The sequence below is a fragment of the Corynebacterium sp. HMSC069E04 genome (assembly GCF_001813175.1).
GTDB lineage: Bacteria > Actinomycetota > Actinomycetes > Mycobacteriales > Mycobacteriaceae > Corynebacterium > Corynebacterium aurimucosum.
In genome coordinates this window covers 45,364-61,264 of record NZ_KV811627.1, presented here as the reverse complement: position 1 = coordinate 61,264, position 15,901 = coordinate 45,364, and the positions used below count along the sequence as shown (strand labels likewise).

Annotated in this window: 8 protein-coding genes; 6 read left to right on the top strand and 2 right to left on the bottom strand. The window is 60.9% G+C overall.

Annotation, left to right across the window (positions count from 1 at the left end):
* Entirely contained in the window at positions 1-1,284 is a 1,284-nt protein-coding gene (gene tgt, locus HMPREF2896_RS01210) for a tRNA guanosine(34) transglycosylase Tgt (RefSeq protein WP_070717045.1), read from the top strand.
* Here the strand turns inward: tgt and HMPREF2896_RS01205 are convergent.
* Positions 1,272-2,012 carry a sortase family protein gene (locus tag HMPREF2896_RS01205; protein ID WP_070717043.1) on the bottom strand — a complete coding sequence of 247 codons (741 nt, stop codon included), beginning with the start codon at positions 2,010-2,012 and terminating at the stop codon, positions 1,272-1,274. The two genes, tgt and HMPREF2896_RS01205, sit on opposite strands and share 13 nt — an antisense overlap.
* 180 nt (positions 2,013-2,192) lie before the next feature.
* Complete coding sequence (locus tag HMPREF2896_RS01200) at positions 2,193-2,927, bottom strand: queuosine precursor transporter (RefSeq protein ID WP_010188418.1); 735 nt, start codon at positions 2,925-2,927, stop codon at positions 2,193-2,195.
* Between the two features lie 418 nt (positions 2,928-3,345).
* Here HMPREF2896_RS01200 and HMPREF2896_RS13020 point away from each other — a divergent pair, with 418 nt between their 5' ends.
* The 5 genes from HMPREF2896_RS13020 (at position 3,346) to HMPREF2896_RS01175 (ending at position 15,901) form a co-directional block, all read left to right on the top strand.
* The gene (locus tag HMPREF2896_RS13020; protein WP_012714759.1) at positions 3,346-4,029 is read left to right on the top strand and encodes a PMP-22/EMP/MP20 family protein; all 684 of its coding nucleotides are present in this window, start codon (positions 3,346-3,348) and stop codon (positions 4,027-4,029) included.
* On the top strand, positions 4,029-6,884 hold the full coding sequence (locus tag HMPREF2896_RS01190) for a vWA domain-containing protein (RefSeq protein WP_070717039.1): 2,856 nt from the start codon (positions 4,029-4,031) through the stop codon (positions 6,882-6,884). The genes HMPREF2896_RS13020 and HMPREF2896_RS01190 overlap by 1 nt, the downstream gene beginning before the upstream one ends.
* Positions 6,885-6,954: 70 nt before the next feature.
* Positions 6,955-10,620 carry a tubulin-like doman-containing protein gene (locus HMPREF2896_RS01185; RefSeq protein ID WP_070444263.1) on the top strand — a complete coding sequence of 1,222 codons (3,666 nt, stop codon included), beginning with the start codon at positions 6,955-6,957 and terminating at the stop codon, positions 10,618-10,620.
* The gene (locus HMPREF2896_RS01180) at positions 10,620-13,457 is read left to right on the top strand and encodes an AAA family ATPase (protein ID WP_070717038.1); all 2,838 of its coding nucleotides are present in this window, start codon (positions 10,620-10,622) and stop codon (positions 13,455-13,457) included. The genes HMPREF2896_RS01185 and HMPREF2896_RS01180 overlap by 1 nt, the downstream gene beginning before the upstream one ends.
* A gap of 23 nt (positions 13,458-13,480) precedes the next feature.
* Positions 13,481-15,901, top strand: a complete 2,421-nt coding sequence (locus tag HMPREF2896_RS01175; RefSeq protein ID WP_070717034.1) for a SaeA-related protein — start codon at positions 13,481-13,483, stop codon at positions 15,899-15,901.

The following is a 15,901-nucleotide window of genomic DNA, read 5'->3' as shown; positions in this document are numbered from 1 at the left end:
ATGACTCACCCTAAGCCGCAGCTTGAGACCGACCTTTCCTTCGACGTGAAGAAGGAGCTGGATTTAAGCGGTCCAGCACAACCGGGAAAGCACGGCCGCACCGGTGTTATCCATACCCCGCACGGTGATATCCAGACCCCGGCCTTCATCCCGGTGGCCACCAAGGCCACGGTGAAGACGCTGACCCCGGAGCAGATTCGCTTGACCGGAGCCCAGGCTATCTTGTCCAATGCCTATCACCTCTACCTGCAGCCGGGCCACGACATCGTGGACGAGGCCGGTGGCGTGGCTGCCTTCGAGAATTGGCATGGGCCGACGTATACCGACTCAGGCGGATTCCAGGTCATGTCCCTCGGCGTGGGTTTCAAAAAGGTCCTCGCCATGGACGTGGCGGACCTAACGGACTCCGATATCCGTGCGGCCAAGAAGGAGCGTATGGCGCAGGTCGATGAGGATGGCGTGGATTTTAAATCCATCATCGACGGCTCCACACACCGCTTCACCCCAGAGGTCTCCATGCAGATCCAGCATGGCTTGGGCGCGGACATTGTGTTTGCCTTCGATGAGCTCACCACGCTCGTGGATACCCGCACCTACCAGGAGGAATCCGTCGAGCGCACGCGCCGCTGGGCGCAGCGCTGCCTGGATGAGCACGACCGGTTGACGCTCGCCCGCGGCCCGCAGAAACCGCGCCAATCCCTGTGGGGCGTGGTGCAGGGCGCGCAGTATGAGGACCTGCGCCGTCAGGCCGCGCGCGGGCTGGTGGAGCTCTCCGATCGCGCCGAAGCGAATGGCCGTCGCGGATTCGGTGGCTTCGGCATCGGTGGCGCATTGGAGAAGGAGAACCTGGGCACGATTGTGGGCTGGGTATGCGATGAGTTGCCCGTCGATAAGCCCCGGCACCTGCTGGGTATCTCTGAACCGGATGACATCTTTACCGCCGTTGAGGCTGGTGCCGATACTTTCGACTGCGTGGCGCCGACCCGCCTGGCGCGCCGCGGTGGCGTCTACACCCTTGATGGCCGCATGAACCTCACTAATGCGCGCTTCAAGCGCGACTTTGCTGGTGTGGATGAGGAATTCGGCGGCTATGTGTCGGAGAATTACTCCCGCGCCTACCTCCACCACCTGCTCAAAGCCAAGGAATTCTTGGCTGGCACGCTGTGCACTATCCACAACCTGGAGTTCATGATCCGCCTGGTAGATAACATTCGGGAGTCCATCGACGGCGGCTATTACGAGGCTTATCGCGATGAATTCCTGGGGCGCTATTACGCCAAGTGACCGGTGACGATGACGTTGTACTCCAAGTCTGATGTGCCGTCCACCGCACACGCAATGAGCACGATACGCCCGGGGACCTCGGTATTCATGAGGTCGGCGTCGCTGCCCAGCTGCTCCTTATCAACCAGGAAGGCGTTATCCACGATCCACTCGCGCCCGGCACCGCCCTCGGAGGTCATGCGGATGTGGGAGCCGTTGAGGATGGGCGTCGTAAAGCGCTGCACCTGCGGCCCGTCGAGGCCCTCCACGGTGGTGGGGTTGCTCAGATCAACGTTGGCAGTGACCACCTCGGAGAAAGGGTTGAACACCAGTTGCTGTTGGCCCCAGGCATGGCCCAAGACGTAGGTGGTGCCCTGTTCTGCCGTGGCGGGTGACTCACCCCAGTCTTGCACCCAGCGCACCATGGTTTCTTGCGGTCCGGCGGGGTTGAGGGGCACGACGAAGGGCATTGAATCATAGGTCGCGCCCGTGATGGTGGCTGGGCCGTCCATCTCAAACGTTCCGGTCAGTGCGGGTGCCGGGCCCTCATTGAGCGGCGGCGGGGTAGGGGTGGTGCTGGGTGCTGTGCTTGGCGACGCCTCACTGCTCACCGCCGTCGTTTCCGGTGCCGCGTGGCTCGTCGTTTCAGGCGACGGGTCTTCTTCCGTCCCCGCCGAGCACGCCACAAGACTTAAGGCTGTGGCTAGGCCAAGGATAGGGAGGAAGGAAGCTCGAAGATGCTTATGCATCGTAGATGTCCTTTAAGACCTCATCGAGGTTAAAGCGCTCGCCGGAATCCTCTGCAGCCATTTATTCTCCTTTGTCACTGTGAATGCATCGTATTACGCATGATGGGTGAAAGGAAGAGAGAAATAGACCCCCTCAGCACAGTGCGTGCTAAGGGGGTGAAAGATCGGGACGGGTCGCTGCTACTTAGACGGCGCTGCTGTAGGGGCGTCGGCCTCGTCGATAGGCACGTAGTCCTCGCGGCGCTTGACCCAGGAGATAACCAGGGTGGTCAGTGGAAGCATGATCACCTCGCAGGCGGTCTTCCACAGGAATCCCACGATGACGTAGTTCAGGAAGCCGCTGAAGGAATCGATACCGATGACGGGTGCGGCGATGGCGCAGAACAGCAGGGTATCGCCGAATTCGCCGACGACGGTGGAAGCCACAAGACGGGCGATGAGACCCTTCTCGCCTGAGCGGGCCTTCATCTTGACCAAGGTGAAGGAATTGAGCAGCTGGCCTACGACGTAGCCGACCAGGGAAGCCAGCAGGATCTGCGGAACCAGGCCCAGCGTGGCGGCGAAGGCTTCCTGACCTTCGTAGAAATCAGCCGCGGGCAGCCAGATCGCAATATAGAAGGAAACTGCGGCCAGAAGCGCCATGGCAAAACCGATATACACGGCGCGGCGGGTGGACTTGAAGCCATAGCACTCAGAGAGAACATCGCCCACGATATAGGCGATGGGGAAGAGGAAGAAGGCGCCATCGGTGATGAGCGGGCCGAGCTGGACACCCTTCGTGGCGTTGATGTTCGAAATGAGGAAGGTAACGACGAACACCGCGACCAGCCACGGGTACAAAGTGGAATGTACCGGGATGAATCGGATGCTCTCGCCACCGTTTGTGGTGGTTGCGGTTGCCGATTGAGTTGTCATGGAACAGCATTTTTCCACGAAACTGGGGGAAGCAGAAATGGGGAGTGCTCCCTCACCCGGCTGTTTCCTGAGAACCTGCAGCGGAACTGGCTGTTTCGGGGGTGCGCTCTTGGTGCTGTGCCCATAAAGATCTATGAACTGGGCAGAAATAATGCACGCAGTATGGCATTCTTTTGCTTGCAACGTTTTCGTATTCCCTGAACGTTTCCTGTCTATTGTGTGCATGGCGCGCGCTCGAAGAGATTCGGGCGCGTTCGAATTTCGAGGCCAGAGAAAGACACGTCATGTCAGGGGGTGCGGCTACCTTGGTTTCTGGTCCTTAGAGCTTTCCGGCGGATCTTCTACCTTCTGCGTCGCTAGATGGGGAAGGTACCAGGTTCGCCGGTGGCCCAACTTCGTTTAAGGGAAGGTCATCGATATGACGTTTGGTTCCCCAGGCTCGTCGCCACAGTTTGGCGGGCGCCCGCCGCAAGGGGCTGATCAGCCAGGTGCAGGTTCCGGGTTCGGCGCGCCCGGTGGGGCTGGGGGTCCCGGTGGTTTTGGTGCCCCGAATCCAGCACAGAATCCTGCCCAGACCCCAGCGCAGAAGCCTTCCTCCGGTACTGATTTTGGTCGGGGCTCCGGTTTCGGCTCTGCCCCGGGAAGCCCTGCGGGGGCTAACCCTAGTTCAGGGGCAGGTGGCTCTTTTGGTGCGCCGGGCTCGTCTGATGGTTTTGGTGAGTCCTCGCCTGCACCGGATTATCGCCGTCAGGTGGCAGCACCGACGAGTCCGACGAAGGGGCCGTGGCCGCTGCTCATTGCTGCTGGCGTTTCCGCAGTTATCGCACTGATCCTCTTGGTCATTGCGCCGCTTATTGCTTCGCCGACGCAGACTCTGTTCTTTGTCCTGGCTATCGGTGGATGGCTGCTGGCCGGAATCGTGTCCTTTATCCTCTTGGGCCTGTACACGCTGAAGAACACGCAGCGCCAAGCCGAGACGTTTTATGTTGAGGACACCACGCAAACTTTGCTTTACCGCATCATCATGGGCGGAAGTTTTGTCCTTGTCATTGTCGCTGCGGTGGAAATCGCCTTCTACGTAGGAAAGGCGGTTGGCGCCTAATGAAGAAGTTCACACGAGTACTTGCTTTATCCGCTGCGATGGCCATCACTGGGTTCGGTGGCAGCCTGGGAGCGGTGGCGCAGGATGCTCCGCCGCCTCCGGAAGAGCGCCCTGAGGGAATCGGCTCCGAATCTGCGCTCTCAGAAGTCTCACAAAAGAACCTCTCCGATTTTGGCTCCTGTATTGCCAGCGAGAAGTCTGCGGACCTGCTCTTTGTTCTTGACCAATCAGCGTCCTTGGTGGGCTATGAGGGCTCGCAGCCGACGGATGCCGATGCCTTCCGCGTTGATGCCACGGCGGACATCGTGAAGCAGTTGGCCCACCTCGGGGAAGACAACGGCGCAGACATTAACGTGAAACTCGCTGGCTTCGGATCCGACTATTACAGCGATCCTGCCGAGTATGGCGGGTGGACCAATGTCTCCGGTAACGCTGATGCCCTGCAGGGCGAACTGGATAAGTTCCGCAAGGAGGATCGCGTTGCGGATCTAGAGACCAACTATGGCGCGGCCTACAAAGGCGCGTTGAAGGAACTCGCTTCTCATCAAGGTAGTAGCTGCCGCGGCATCGTGTTCTTTACCGATGGTAAGTACTACACCGACGCCGAGGCCAACGATCTTCAGGGCGCGCAGGACAAGCTGTGTGAGGTCAATTCCTCTGTCACCGCGTTCCGTAACTCCAATATCCGCCTCTTTAACGTGGGCCTCGTGCCAGCTGCGGAAGCCCAGGATCAAGTCCGCCAGCTCACCCGCATGGCGGAGGGTGAAGACTGTGGCCAGGGTGCCCCGAACGGTGCATTCTTTGACGCGGGTGAGGACCCAGCAGCGCTGTTCGCGGCCTTCCGTAACCTCATCCCTACCTCGGGTGGCGTAACCAAGGAAGGTAACTTCAAGGACCAGTTTGATTTCGTCCTTGATAACTCCGTGTCCCCTGTGCGTTTGTCCGCGGTGCCGAAGAATTCGGTGGGTGAAGGCGACCTCATACCGACCCTGACTGGTCCCGATGGCGAAACGGTGGAGCTCACACCCGATACCACGAGCGTCGCCGGCGCGAAGGTCTCCGTGACGGAGAACAACAAGCTGCCGGGCATGGTTGATATCGCTATGGAAAAGGATGGCGATTCCTGGGCCGGAGCATGGACCTTTGGTTACAAGGCGGCTGAGGGTACGGACGGCGAATACCTTGCTTCCGTCGTTATGGTGCCGGGCCTTAACCTGGACCTCAAGACCGAAGACGGGGCCAAGGTAGAAGGCGGCATTAACTCGGACCAGATCCTGAAGGGACAGTTGGTTGATGGCAAGGGCGAGCCACGTGCGCTGGAGGGTGAGGGAACCCTCTACGCGGAGTTCGTACCAGAGGACGGCACCCCGGTCACCCTTGTAGAGAATGCGCCGATCACCGATGGACAGCAGGTAGATATTCCGCTAGACAAGGTGGAAAACGCGGCATCCGGTCAGTTGCGAACCCGCGTGGAGATCACCACCAAAGAAACGGGTGAGCGCCCGGGCTCGAAGCTGGACCCCATCAACGCGGAAACGCCGCTGACGGTTACCCCGGTCAATATGCCGACGGTGGGCTCGGCGCAGACAATTACCATGACGGAGAAAGAGATTACCGTCGACGTTCCCGTGACCGGCCCCGGCAAGGTGTGGGTGGCAGACCAGACCATGGATTCTGATGGCGGAATGCTTCCCGCGGGAGTTCCTTCCGTTGCAGTGAGTTCTCAGCACAACTCGGAAGATTCTGCACTCGAGCTCTCCAAGGATGAGAAGGCAACCATCCCGGTGACTCTCAGCGTGGAAGAGATGGCGGATGGACCACTGCGCGTGGAGCCGGTCATTAACCTGCAGTCTGCTGAGGACAACCAGCAGATGGAGCTGCCGCTGACGTTGCAGGGCTCCATGACCGCACCACTGAGCAAGTCTGCTTTCGGCCTCTCCTTTGTCTTGGCGGTACTGCTGGCACTGCTGATTCCGCTGGCCATTCTGTACTTCATGAAGTGGTTTAGCGGCCGCATTCCGGAAAAGCCCCGCATGTTTACGAAGACCATCCCGGTACGCCGTGATGGTGCGAACCTCGTGCGTACCGACACCGGCCGCCCGTTTGCGGTGTCCAAGGATGAGTTCCAAGGTGCCGTTCCGGTGGAAGCCTCTGCACGTTCTGCCCGCTTGGGCAGCAATGATGCCAAGGTAAAGATGGGACTGAGCCCCTTCACTGCCGCCCACGTGGAGGTCCAGCGCGATGGCACTATCTCCGGCAAGGGCAAGAAGTCCGGTTGCCGGGCAGTGTTGCCGCTTGCGGTGCAGAACACGTGGTTCTTCATCGGTAACAAGAAGGACCGCGATTCTGGCGAGATTGTCATGACCATCGATACGTTGGCACAGGCCAGCGCATACGACGAGATGTCGAAGGAGATCAGCCGCCAGGCCCTGCAACTCTTTGACCAAGTCGAATTCCCAGCCGAAAAGGCTGAGAAGGCACAGACGCCGCCGCAGGCAGGCCAACCGGGGCAGCCGGTCCAGCAGAACCAGCCCGTCTCCCAGCCGCCGAGCGGTCCGCCGCCGCAACGTGGACCGCAGCAGGGCGCTCCCCACCCGGGTGGGCGCCAGCAGGCGCCGCAACCTGGCGGTTTCGGCCAGTCCCAGCCTTCCGGACCGTCACCTCAGAACCAGCCAGGTCGCGCTGAAGAGCCGGGACGCCCCGGCTTCGGCGGAGCACCACACTTTGGTGGTGGATCTGGTTTCGGCGGCGGCCCGAGCTTTGGCCAACCAGGCCAGCAGCGCCCAGACAATCCTGGTAACCCTGGTAATAACGGCGGCTGGCCCCCAGCCCCGGGATTTGGCTCCCAGGGTTAAGCCGGCAGAGCAGCACACAACAGACATAAACAGCACAGAAGCGAACCTCCCCTTCGAAAGGTAGTTAAAGATGAAGAAGTTCCTCGTCGTCGGTTGCGGTGGCTCCGGCGCCAAGACACTGGCGTTCATGATGGACCAGCTCAAGGCCGAGCTGCGAAGCATCGACCCGGACATGACCGAGTTGCCCAAGGCCTGGCAGTTCGTCAACATCGATGTGCCGCTCGAGGAGGAGGCAGGCCCGCAGAAGCTGCCGAATGTTACCCAGAATGGCGGCCACTACGTGGGCATTGGTGCTCGCCAGAACTACAACACCTTCGATGAGGGCGTGTCCAGCATCCTGGGCCGTGCCGGCAAGCTCGGTGAGATCGCAACGTGGGCCACCCGCAACCCCTCTACCAATGACGTGAAGCTGGCTGATGGCGCCGGCCAGTACCGCGCGATTGGCCGTATGCTGACCCTGCCGAATCTCAAGAAGATCCGCCAGTCGCTCAAGGAAGCGGTGGATGAGATGTTCACGCAGGAGGCAATCCAGGAGCTCAACCGCCTCAACTACAAGCAGACCAAGCTGGACACCGATACCGGTGATTCCCAGCCGGTTGTCCTCGTTGTCTCCTCCATGGCAGGTGGCGCGGGCGCCTCGATGTTCTTGGATGTGTGCCGTGTACTCACCACTATTCCGAACGTGAACCCGCAGGGCACCCTCATCTTCATGTACACCCCGGAAATCTTCGCCGATAACAAGGCGGATGACATGGCCGGCGCGTGGCCGAACTCGCTGGCTATGTTCGGTGAGGTTGTCGCCGCACAGATGGGTAATGCGTATGATCACGACCGCGCTATCTTTGAGGCCTTCGACATGGGAACCCCGCCGGAGGGGCAGACCTTCGGCCGTATTTTCCCCATTGGTTCCAAGATGGGCACCACCAGCGCTCGCTTCGGCGATGGTTCCGCCATGTCCATCTACCGCGGCTTGGGCCGCGCGTTGGCGGGGCTGATGGCTTCCACCAAGGCCAGCGATAACCTCGTGTCCTACGCGCTGACTAACACCCCGGCCGGTGATGGCGGCCGCCGTTTCTTCGGTTGGGATCGCCCGGACGGCACGCCGTGGGGGCGCCTGCCCTGGGGTTCGCTGGGTTATGCCCAGGTTTCGATGGGCCGTGACCGCTTTGCCGAATACTCTTCCCAGCGCCTTGCCCGCAGCGCCTTCGAGCGCCTCTTCAACGGCCACCTCGATCCGCAGAACCCCGAGGCCGGCGAGATGCAGATTGCGAAGAAGTTGGAGGAGCGCCTGCCTAGCGCCTTTAGCTCTATGACGCTTGATCCTTCCTGGGCACAGGGCGGACAGATCGATAGCGGTAGCGTCTGGAACTGGCTCAACAGTGTGTTCGGTGGCCAAGCCCAGCAAGCCGCGGACAGCGCCGCGAAGCACCTGCAGAACTTCATTCCGGTGGGCCAGGGCCGCAACGTCAACGAATGGCGCGAAGAGTTTGAGGGCAACATGGCCGATCCCCGCAATGAGCAGGCCATCGCATCGGTTCTGAACAATGCTGCGTATGACATTGTTTACCGCTACGCCAACTTCTTCAGCGATGGTGTCCTCGCCACCGTGGAGTCGGAGCTGGCTGCGGTGGGCGTGCCCTATGTGCGCGAGATGCTCTCCAAGATCACGGATGTGCTCACCAACTCTGACCGTCTCCTGCCGTGCCTGTCTGAGTACTCTGGCTACTACCAGAACACCCGCGTGTTGGCGAAGCCGGAAGGCGCGGATCCAATCCTCAGCCCGCTGACTGGCAAGGGCCAGATGACGGACCCGACTCCTACGGTTAATGCTCTGATGGGTCTGTACTTCAACCAGTTCTACAGCTACGCCCTTATGGCCATTGCGCACCTGCTCAAGGATGTCCTGCAGGACTATGCCGATGAGAACCTCTTCCACCTTAAGCGCGAGCTGGGGGATGCCCACGCGGTGTTGGAGAAGGCCGTGTCAAAGCGCCCGGAGACCAACAAGTTGGCCGACGTCCGCACAGACGAGGTCAACTCGTGGCCAACAGAGCTCGATGAGGTCGTGGAAACCCGCTTCAAGGGTGCCGAGAACGAGATCATGCTGACTGATGTCAACACCTTCATCTCAGACTACCGGGACCAGATGCTGCGTACCATCCAGGGCCAGCAGTCCACCTCGGATGTCACCAACTACGAGCAGGCTTATCCCTTTGCGGTGCGTGCGGTCATCCGCGGTGAATGGGAGTCGCTCGATGCGGCCCAGGCGCCGAATGACACCCTGGCCCCGCAGAAGCGTACCAACGATGCCTACTCCAACCGTGCTGGTTGGGTGTCCAAGTACCTCTCGCGCCATCCGCAAAGTGGTGAGTCCCGCGAATCGCAGCGCGCGCACTACCACGCTAAGATCCGCCCGACTGATCTGCTGGAGCGCTCGCGCCAGTGGATTAACCGCCGTGATTATGAGTTCCAGAAGTTCAACTCGGTGGATCTGCGCCGCTACCTCACTCTTACCCCGGACATCAACGAGGTCGAGCACGCTGAGCGCCAGCGCCGCTTCATCGAGGCTTTCCAGCTGGCCCTGAGCTATGCCCGCCCGTTGGCTGCTGTTAACGACGACATGGTTCAGCGCATCCACGGCAAGTCCGTGCAGTACACCTACTCCTTCTCTGATATCCCATTTGCGGAGCTTGGCTCCGCAGAAACTGGCATTGCCTCCCAGCTGGAGTCGGTGCTCAGCCGCCCGGAGATTGACGGGCCTTCCACGGTGGCTCTGCGCAACTCGCTAAACATGTCGGATCACGTTCAGCACATCGAGATCTTCGGTTCCTACCCCAACTACTCGCCGATCGTCTTCTCTTCGATGTTCAACTACATCGCCAAGGACATCGAGAAGCAGGACAATTTCGATGGTTCCTGGTGGTCGGAGCGCCGCACCCGTCCGCTGCCGGCAGCCCTGCCGCTGACGAAGACGGAGCGTCAGGCCATGGTGGCGGGCTGGATCATCGGACGCATTACCGGCCGCGTCTACATTTCCAACGCCGATGCAGCCAATGCGGCAGCCCACATTTTCGATGACACGGATGGTGGCGTGAACGGCTGGGTTGATTTCCCGGATCCGCTGCTTATCTCGCCGCGCCGCATGATCAAGAAGTCCGACTGGATGCCTTCGGTTCTGGAGTCCATCTTCATCGCCTACGCGAAGGTGCAGGAAACCGGGCGCTACGGATTCGCTTCCTCGCTCTACCCATACCAGCTGTTGCGCGGGCTTTTCGACGACGGCCTGGACTTCGCCCATTCCGGTGCATCCACGCACCCGGTGGTTCACCGCCTCGCGCAGTTCTTGGCATCCGGTGAAGCTCCGAACCGCGGAGTCATGGGTACCTCCATCCAGGACCGCTACGAATCCTTCGTGGAGGAGCTGGATAAGTTCACCCGCGGTGCGGACCACTTCGTGCCGGGCCACACCAATTCCTTGCCGGGACAGGGACGGAAGGAAAAGCCCTTTGCGGAGGTACGCTCCCGCGAGGTCGCATCGCATACGCCGTACTACCGTGACTTGGCGCTGGACGTCATCGAGGTAGTTCCGGTTATCCGCAATTACCTGAACCAGGCCAAGACTGTGGCGGAGAATCCCGTCGCCCAGCCTGCCCCGCAGGTGCGTAGCTCCGATTCCGGCTTTGGCCAGGACGTCGCACCGGAATTCAACCTCAACGACCTGGATGACACCTTCTAATGACGAACGTAATCTTTTTCGGACACGGCGCCACGGCGGATGATATCCGCTCGCGCCTTAGCGATTTGCGTGCGGTTGGCCTCCTGCAGGACTTCCTCTGGATTGACTATGCCCACCCCACCAACGGGGCCGTTGTGCGCTCCTTCACGGAGGAGGGCACGGCGCGCTTGTCGACGCTCGACGATGCCCTCCGCAGCTTCAGCGGGGACGTCCTCCTCGCCACCATTGACCCGATGGATGCGGCACAGCCGCAGGACGTCGCCAAGCTCACGGAGTGGGTCGGGGCCGTCGATCAGCGCCTGATTCAAGCCTCCAACCTGCGCGTGCGTTTGCTGCTCTCCGCCCTGCCGCGTGAGAGCGTGGACATCGCTCCGCTGCAGGGCTGGAGTAACCTCGTGCTCTCCCCAGAGGAGGGTGGAACCCCGGCCTCCTCGCGTATTCGCCCCATCAAGCGCACTGCCAACGGTTTCGAGCTTGCACAGTTTGCAGCCCCAGCCGTAGCCAGCATCTTCGGTTTGTGGCGCGGCATGCCCGAGCCGGCAGTGCTGGACCCGGATACGCATCGCGTCATCGAGACCGGTGACCGGCAGCGCTTCCGTTTGGTGCGTGCCTTCCACCGCACCATCGATGCCGGTGATATTGAGGACAAGGTCAGGAAGGCCGTCTTCGATCCCGGCCAGCGCCTACCGCAGCCGCAGGTCAATAACATTTCTCGCGCCGTGCACTACGCCAATCCGGAGCAGCTGACGGATCAGTGCGCCCAGATGTTCATCAACCAGGAGATTTCCCCGTTGGTGAGCGCTCCGACCGCTTATGAGGAGCTGCAGTCCCACAAAGTCAGCGGCTGGGCGGCGTTGAAGGATAACCTGCGTTTGTACTGGTCCACCGTGGTGGGCAAGCCGCAGGATTGGGTCGAGGGCCAGCGCGGTGCAATGAACAAGAACGCGGCTACCTTCCTGCAGAAGATGCTCTACGGTGCGGACTCCAGCGTGGAGGTCGTCTTGGCCGGGCACTCCGGTAAGGGCAGCGGTGCGACGAGCGTCGACGAGCTGCGCCAAGCCAGTGAGCACACCATGCGAGTTGCCCGCGAGCAGCAGTTCTCCTTGGGCCAGGAGCCGCAACTCTCGCGCACGTGGGAGGCCTATCACGATTATGCGCTGGGGCTTGTCGATGGATCCTGGCGCGACAGCATCGACACCAAGGGACTGCGCAATAACCAGGGCAACATGTACATCGTGCAATACGGTGGCCAGTCCGTGCAGGATGTCAGCGCTTCTTTCGAGGGCTTCCATCCGCTCATGACCAGCACTCTGGGCTATACGCACGAGTCCCAAGCAACCGTCGCGCCTTTCGATCCGGTGGGTGCCGAGCGCTTCGCCGCCGATATTGAGTACACCAGCCAGCAGACCCGCAATGAAGCTGTCAGCCGCAAGAAGCACGAGTTTGCTTCGTGGCGAGCAAAGAACAGCACCACCTTCGCGTGGAAGGTGGGCCAGGGCCTGTGGGAGAAGCTGGGGCACGCCCAGCAGAAGTACCGCGACGCACACGCCAAGGCACGTGAACTGCAAGAGTTGGCCAACAGCTTCCAAGCGCGTGACTTCAACGCGGAGAACAAAGCGCTGACCCGAAAGCTGCGCACGATGTGGATTGTGTTCTTCGTAGTGCTTGCTCTGATGACCTACATGGTGGCCGGCCGCTACAACCCGGACTTGCCGTTGGGTGAGTACCTGCAGTGGTTCGACTGGCCGTGGTACGTCGTGGGCATCATCCTGGCTGTTCTTCTTTTCCTTGTGTGTTCTTGGGCGGTCTTTACCAAGGCTCAGCGTGAGATCTTTGACTACGTGCAGCGCCGCAAGCTGTTGAACCGCAACCAAGAGATCGCCGCGCAGAATCTGGCGACGGCCTCGGCCGAAATCTCGCGTATCTCTAATGCCTATAACCAGTTCCTGAGCTGGTCGGCATTGCTGGGCCGCGCTATCTACGCGCCCTTTGGGCGCAAGGAGACGTCGAGCGATCACCTGCGGACGCCGCAGTCGGGCCTTCCGGAGAACGCTCGCATTGCTCAGGCCGTGCTCAACCGCGATGATGCCGTGCGCATGACGGATGAAATCCGCTCCCACATTTTCCAGACGGAGTGGGCACACCGCTCGCTCAAGTCCCTCCTCGATGACATGAATGACACCTTTGAGCGCAACCGCACTGGCCACTCGGCCGTGGCGCTCAATGAGATGTGGGGCATGGCTGGCCTCGGCTCCAGCACTGCGTTAGATAACCTATCGCGCAGCCTTGACCACCCTTATATGCAGGACCGCGACCTCAAGCAACAGGAATGGCAGAAGGTCATTACGGATCCACGCATGGCCCGCAGCTTGCAGCAATACCTCAGTCGCGTGACCTTCCGCGAGGAAGGCGGCAGCCGCGTTCAGAGCACCGCCGAGTTCCTCGACGGCATGAACCAGGAAAAGGGTGCTCTTCAGGCCTTTAGCCCCAATGCGCTGACCAATGCGGGCGGCGCTGAAGGATATACCGAAATCGACGGCTCGCGCACCCGCATCGTGGAGGTGGACAGCCAGACCGCACTGACCAGTCAGCTCTCACGTTCTGTGACCGTGGTGCAGTACGGAAGGATCACTGATTTCAAGTACCTGATCCCGGATGCGGCGTCTGGTGCTCCGTCCTTTAAGGATTCCTCGGACTTCTCCTTGGATGATCTGGATGACATGGACCACATGGGCTTCAAGTCGCCGGGGCAGAGCAATAGCGAAAGCCCGACTGCGCAGCCGTCGTTTGGCCGGCCGGAAGCGCCGGACCTCTCAGACCTCGACGAAACTTTCTGACGAGACCTTCTTAAGGAACGTTGATGACACACAATCAGAAACCTTCGATTGCGGATGTGCCGCTGAGTGAGCTTAAGTCCCTGCACCAGCTCAAGCGCGTAAACGCCGATGATGTGCGTGCAGCTGTATCAGCGCCGTTTAGGCAGTTCGCCGAGCAGATTGCCGCCGCGTATAACGGCGAAGCGGTCGAGCACCCGGAGCTGAGCGCGCAGGCGCGCAATGCTGCGGTGGACCAGGAACGTGCTGCGCAGGAGCGCGCGGCACAAGAGAGGGCAGCGCAAGAACGTGCCGCGCAAGAACGCGCGGCACAGGAGCGCGCAGAACGCGAGCGCGCCGCACAGGCTGAAGCGCAGGCCCGCCAACGCGAGCAAGCACAGCGTGCCGCTGCAGCCGCCGGTGTAGCGCAGACAGGTTCCGCGGCTCAACCCCAACCGGCGCAAGCAGCGGCACAGCCGCACGATTTCTTCGCCGAGTGGGAGGCACTGCAGGCAGAGGAAGAGCAAAAGACTCAGGTTAACGAAGAGGACTACATCACCATCCCTGGTTTCGGGATTAAGGCGGAGTACCAGTTTCGCCAGGACCCGAACTGGGAAGCCCCCGGCATCGAGTTTGAAGTCGAGGTGCCGCAAGAGGCGGCGCTGGAGCAGGAATCTCAAGAAGAGCCTGGCTACGGCATAGAGCCAGAACCGGAGCCGGAGGATTCCGATCAGCGCCATCCGGTGCGCCTGTGGTGGCCGGAGCTCGAGCACGCGCCGGATGAGGTGGTGTTCTACCGAGTCGTCGCCGATGACGCAGAGATGGTGGCGTCCCCGGATGCCGGTGACACCCTCGTCTACACGAAGGGAACCGCCTACCGTGAACACGAGCCGGGCGAGACAGGCTTGCGCCACTACGCGGTATGGGCTTATAAGGGCCGCGACCTTCGTGAGCTTGTCAACAGCCAGCCGGTATTCATGGGAGACACGGGCGTGGTCTTCCCGCCGGTGAACGTTCAGGTGTCCACCATCAAGGGCGCCATTCAGGTGTCTTGGGACCTGCTGCCGGGGCACTCGAGCGCCATGGTTTATGCCTGCCGCGATAGCGAGAAGGAAAAGCTGTCCCCGCGCTTCGAACAAGACGTGGACAGCAGCGGGCGCAAGGCGACTATTCCGGTGCAAGAGACCGGACAGACCGTCGTCATCTCCTTGCTGGGCCAGGCGGAGTTCCACGGCGCTACTGAGCAAAGCCAAGACGAAGTCGCAGTCCAGCGCTCCGTGAAGCTCGCCAGCGAGCTGGAGAAGCTGGAGCTCTCCCGTTGCGAGCGCCGCAGCGAATACGGACAGGACACCATCGAGGTGGATTGGTACTCGCCCAAGACCGGCGAGGTAAAGATTTATCTCACGCCCACCGCCCCGCAGGCGGACCTGCGCACGTCCGCAGTGCCGAAGACCTACGTCGAAAGCGCACTGTCGAGTGCTATCAGTGAGACCCGCGGTGTGTCCGAACCGGGCTCCTTCCAAACCACCACGGTGCCGTGGCCGCCAGATTGGTACGAGGTTTACATCACCCCAGTGAACTTCAACGATGCTGATGCCTGGGTAGGTGAATCCAAGGTGCTGCAGCGCGTGCAGTCCATTGAGGATGACCAGTTCCGGCTCATTGAGCGCGTGGACAGCCAGCTCATTACCTTCGATTGGCCGAAGGGTGCAACGGCGGTGGAGTACTCCACCAACCGCGAGCACGATCAGATCCGCGAAGAGGACTACGACCTCCAGGGAGGCATCCGCCTGCACCTCGATCAGCACGGTGATACCGTGCGGCTGAAGCCTTATGCGGTCTTCGCAGGCAAGCGCACCGAGGGCAATGAGCGCGTGATCCAGTACGAAGGTCTGCGCCCAGTGACCTATGACTTTGAGGTCGATTCCTCCCAAGGCCAAGCCAGGGTGTTCCTCTGGAGCTTGGGCAACGGCGATAAGCGCCAGTTCTCCTGCCAGGTGGTCTACCGAGCTGACCGCCTGCCGCTTTTCCCCGAAGACGGCGAGGCGCTCGGCATTGTGGAGACCAATCTGCAGAGCACCACGCACGTGGCTCATGGCTTGGGCCCGATGCGCGGGCAGCACCCAGATTTCACGGTGGCATTAGGCGAGCGCATTCAGCGCGGCGGCTTCATCCGCCTGTTCGCCGTCGAGGGCTTTGATAGCCAGGTTGATACCTCGTTCGACAGCTTCGGTGGTGATGATGCCTTCAGTGGTTTCTCGGAAAGCTACAGCGATGCTTCCTCGACGCTGAGCGCATCAGATAAAGCTGTGGTGGTAGAAGGCGATGTGTCCTACCGACTGGGGCTGTACCCACCCGTGCAGAATCAGGCTCCGAACTATGAGGCGCAGTATGAGCAGCAGAACTACGACCAGCAGAACTACGGGCAGGATTATTCGCAGGATCAGTACTTTCAAGGAGGCCAGTAG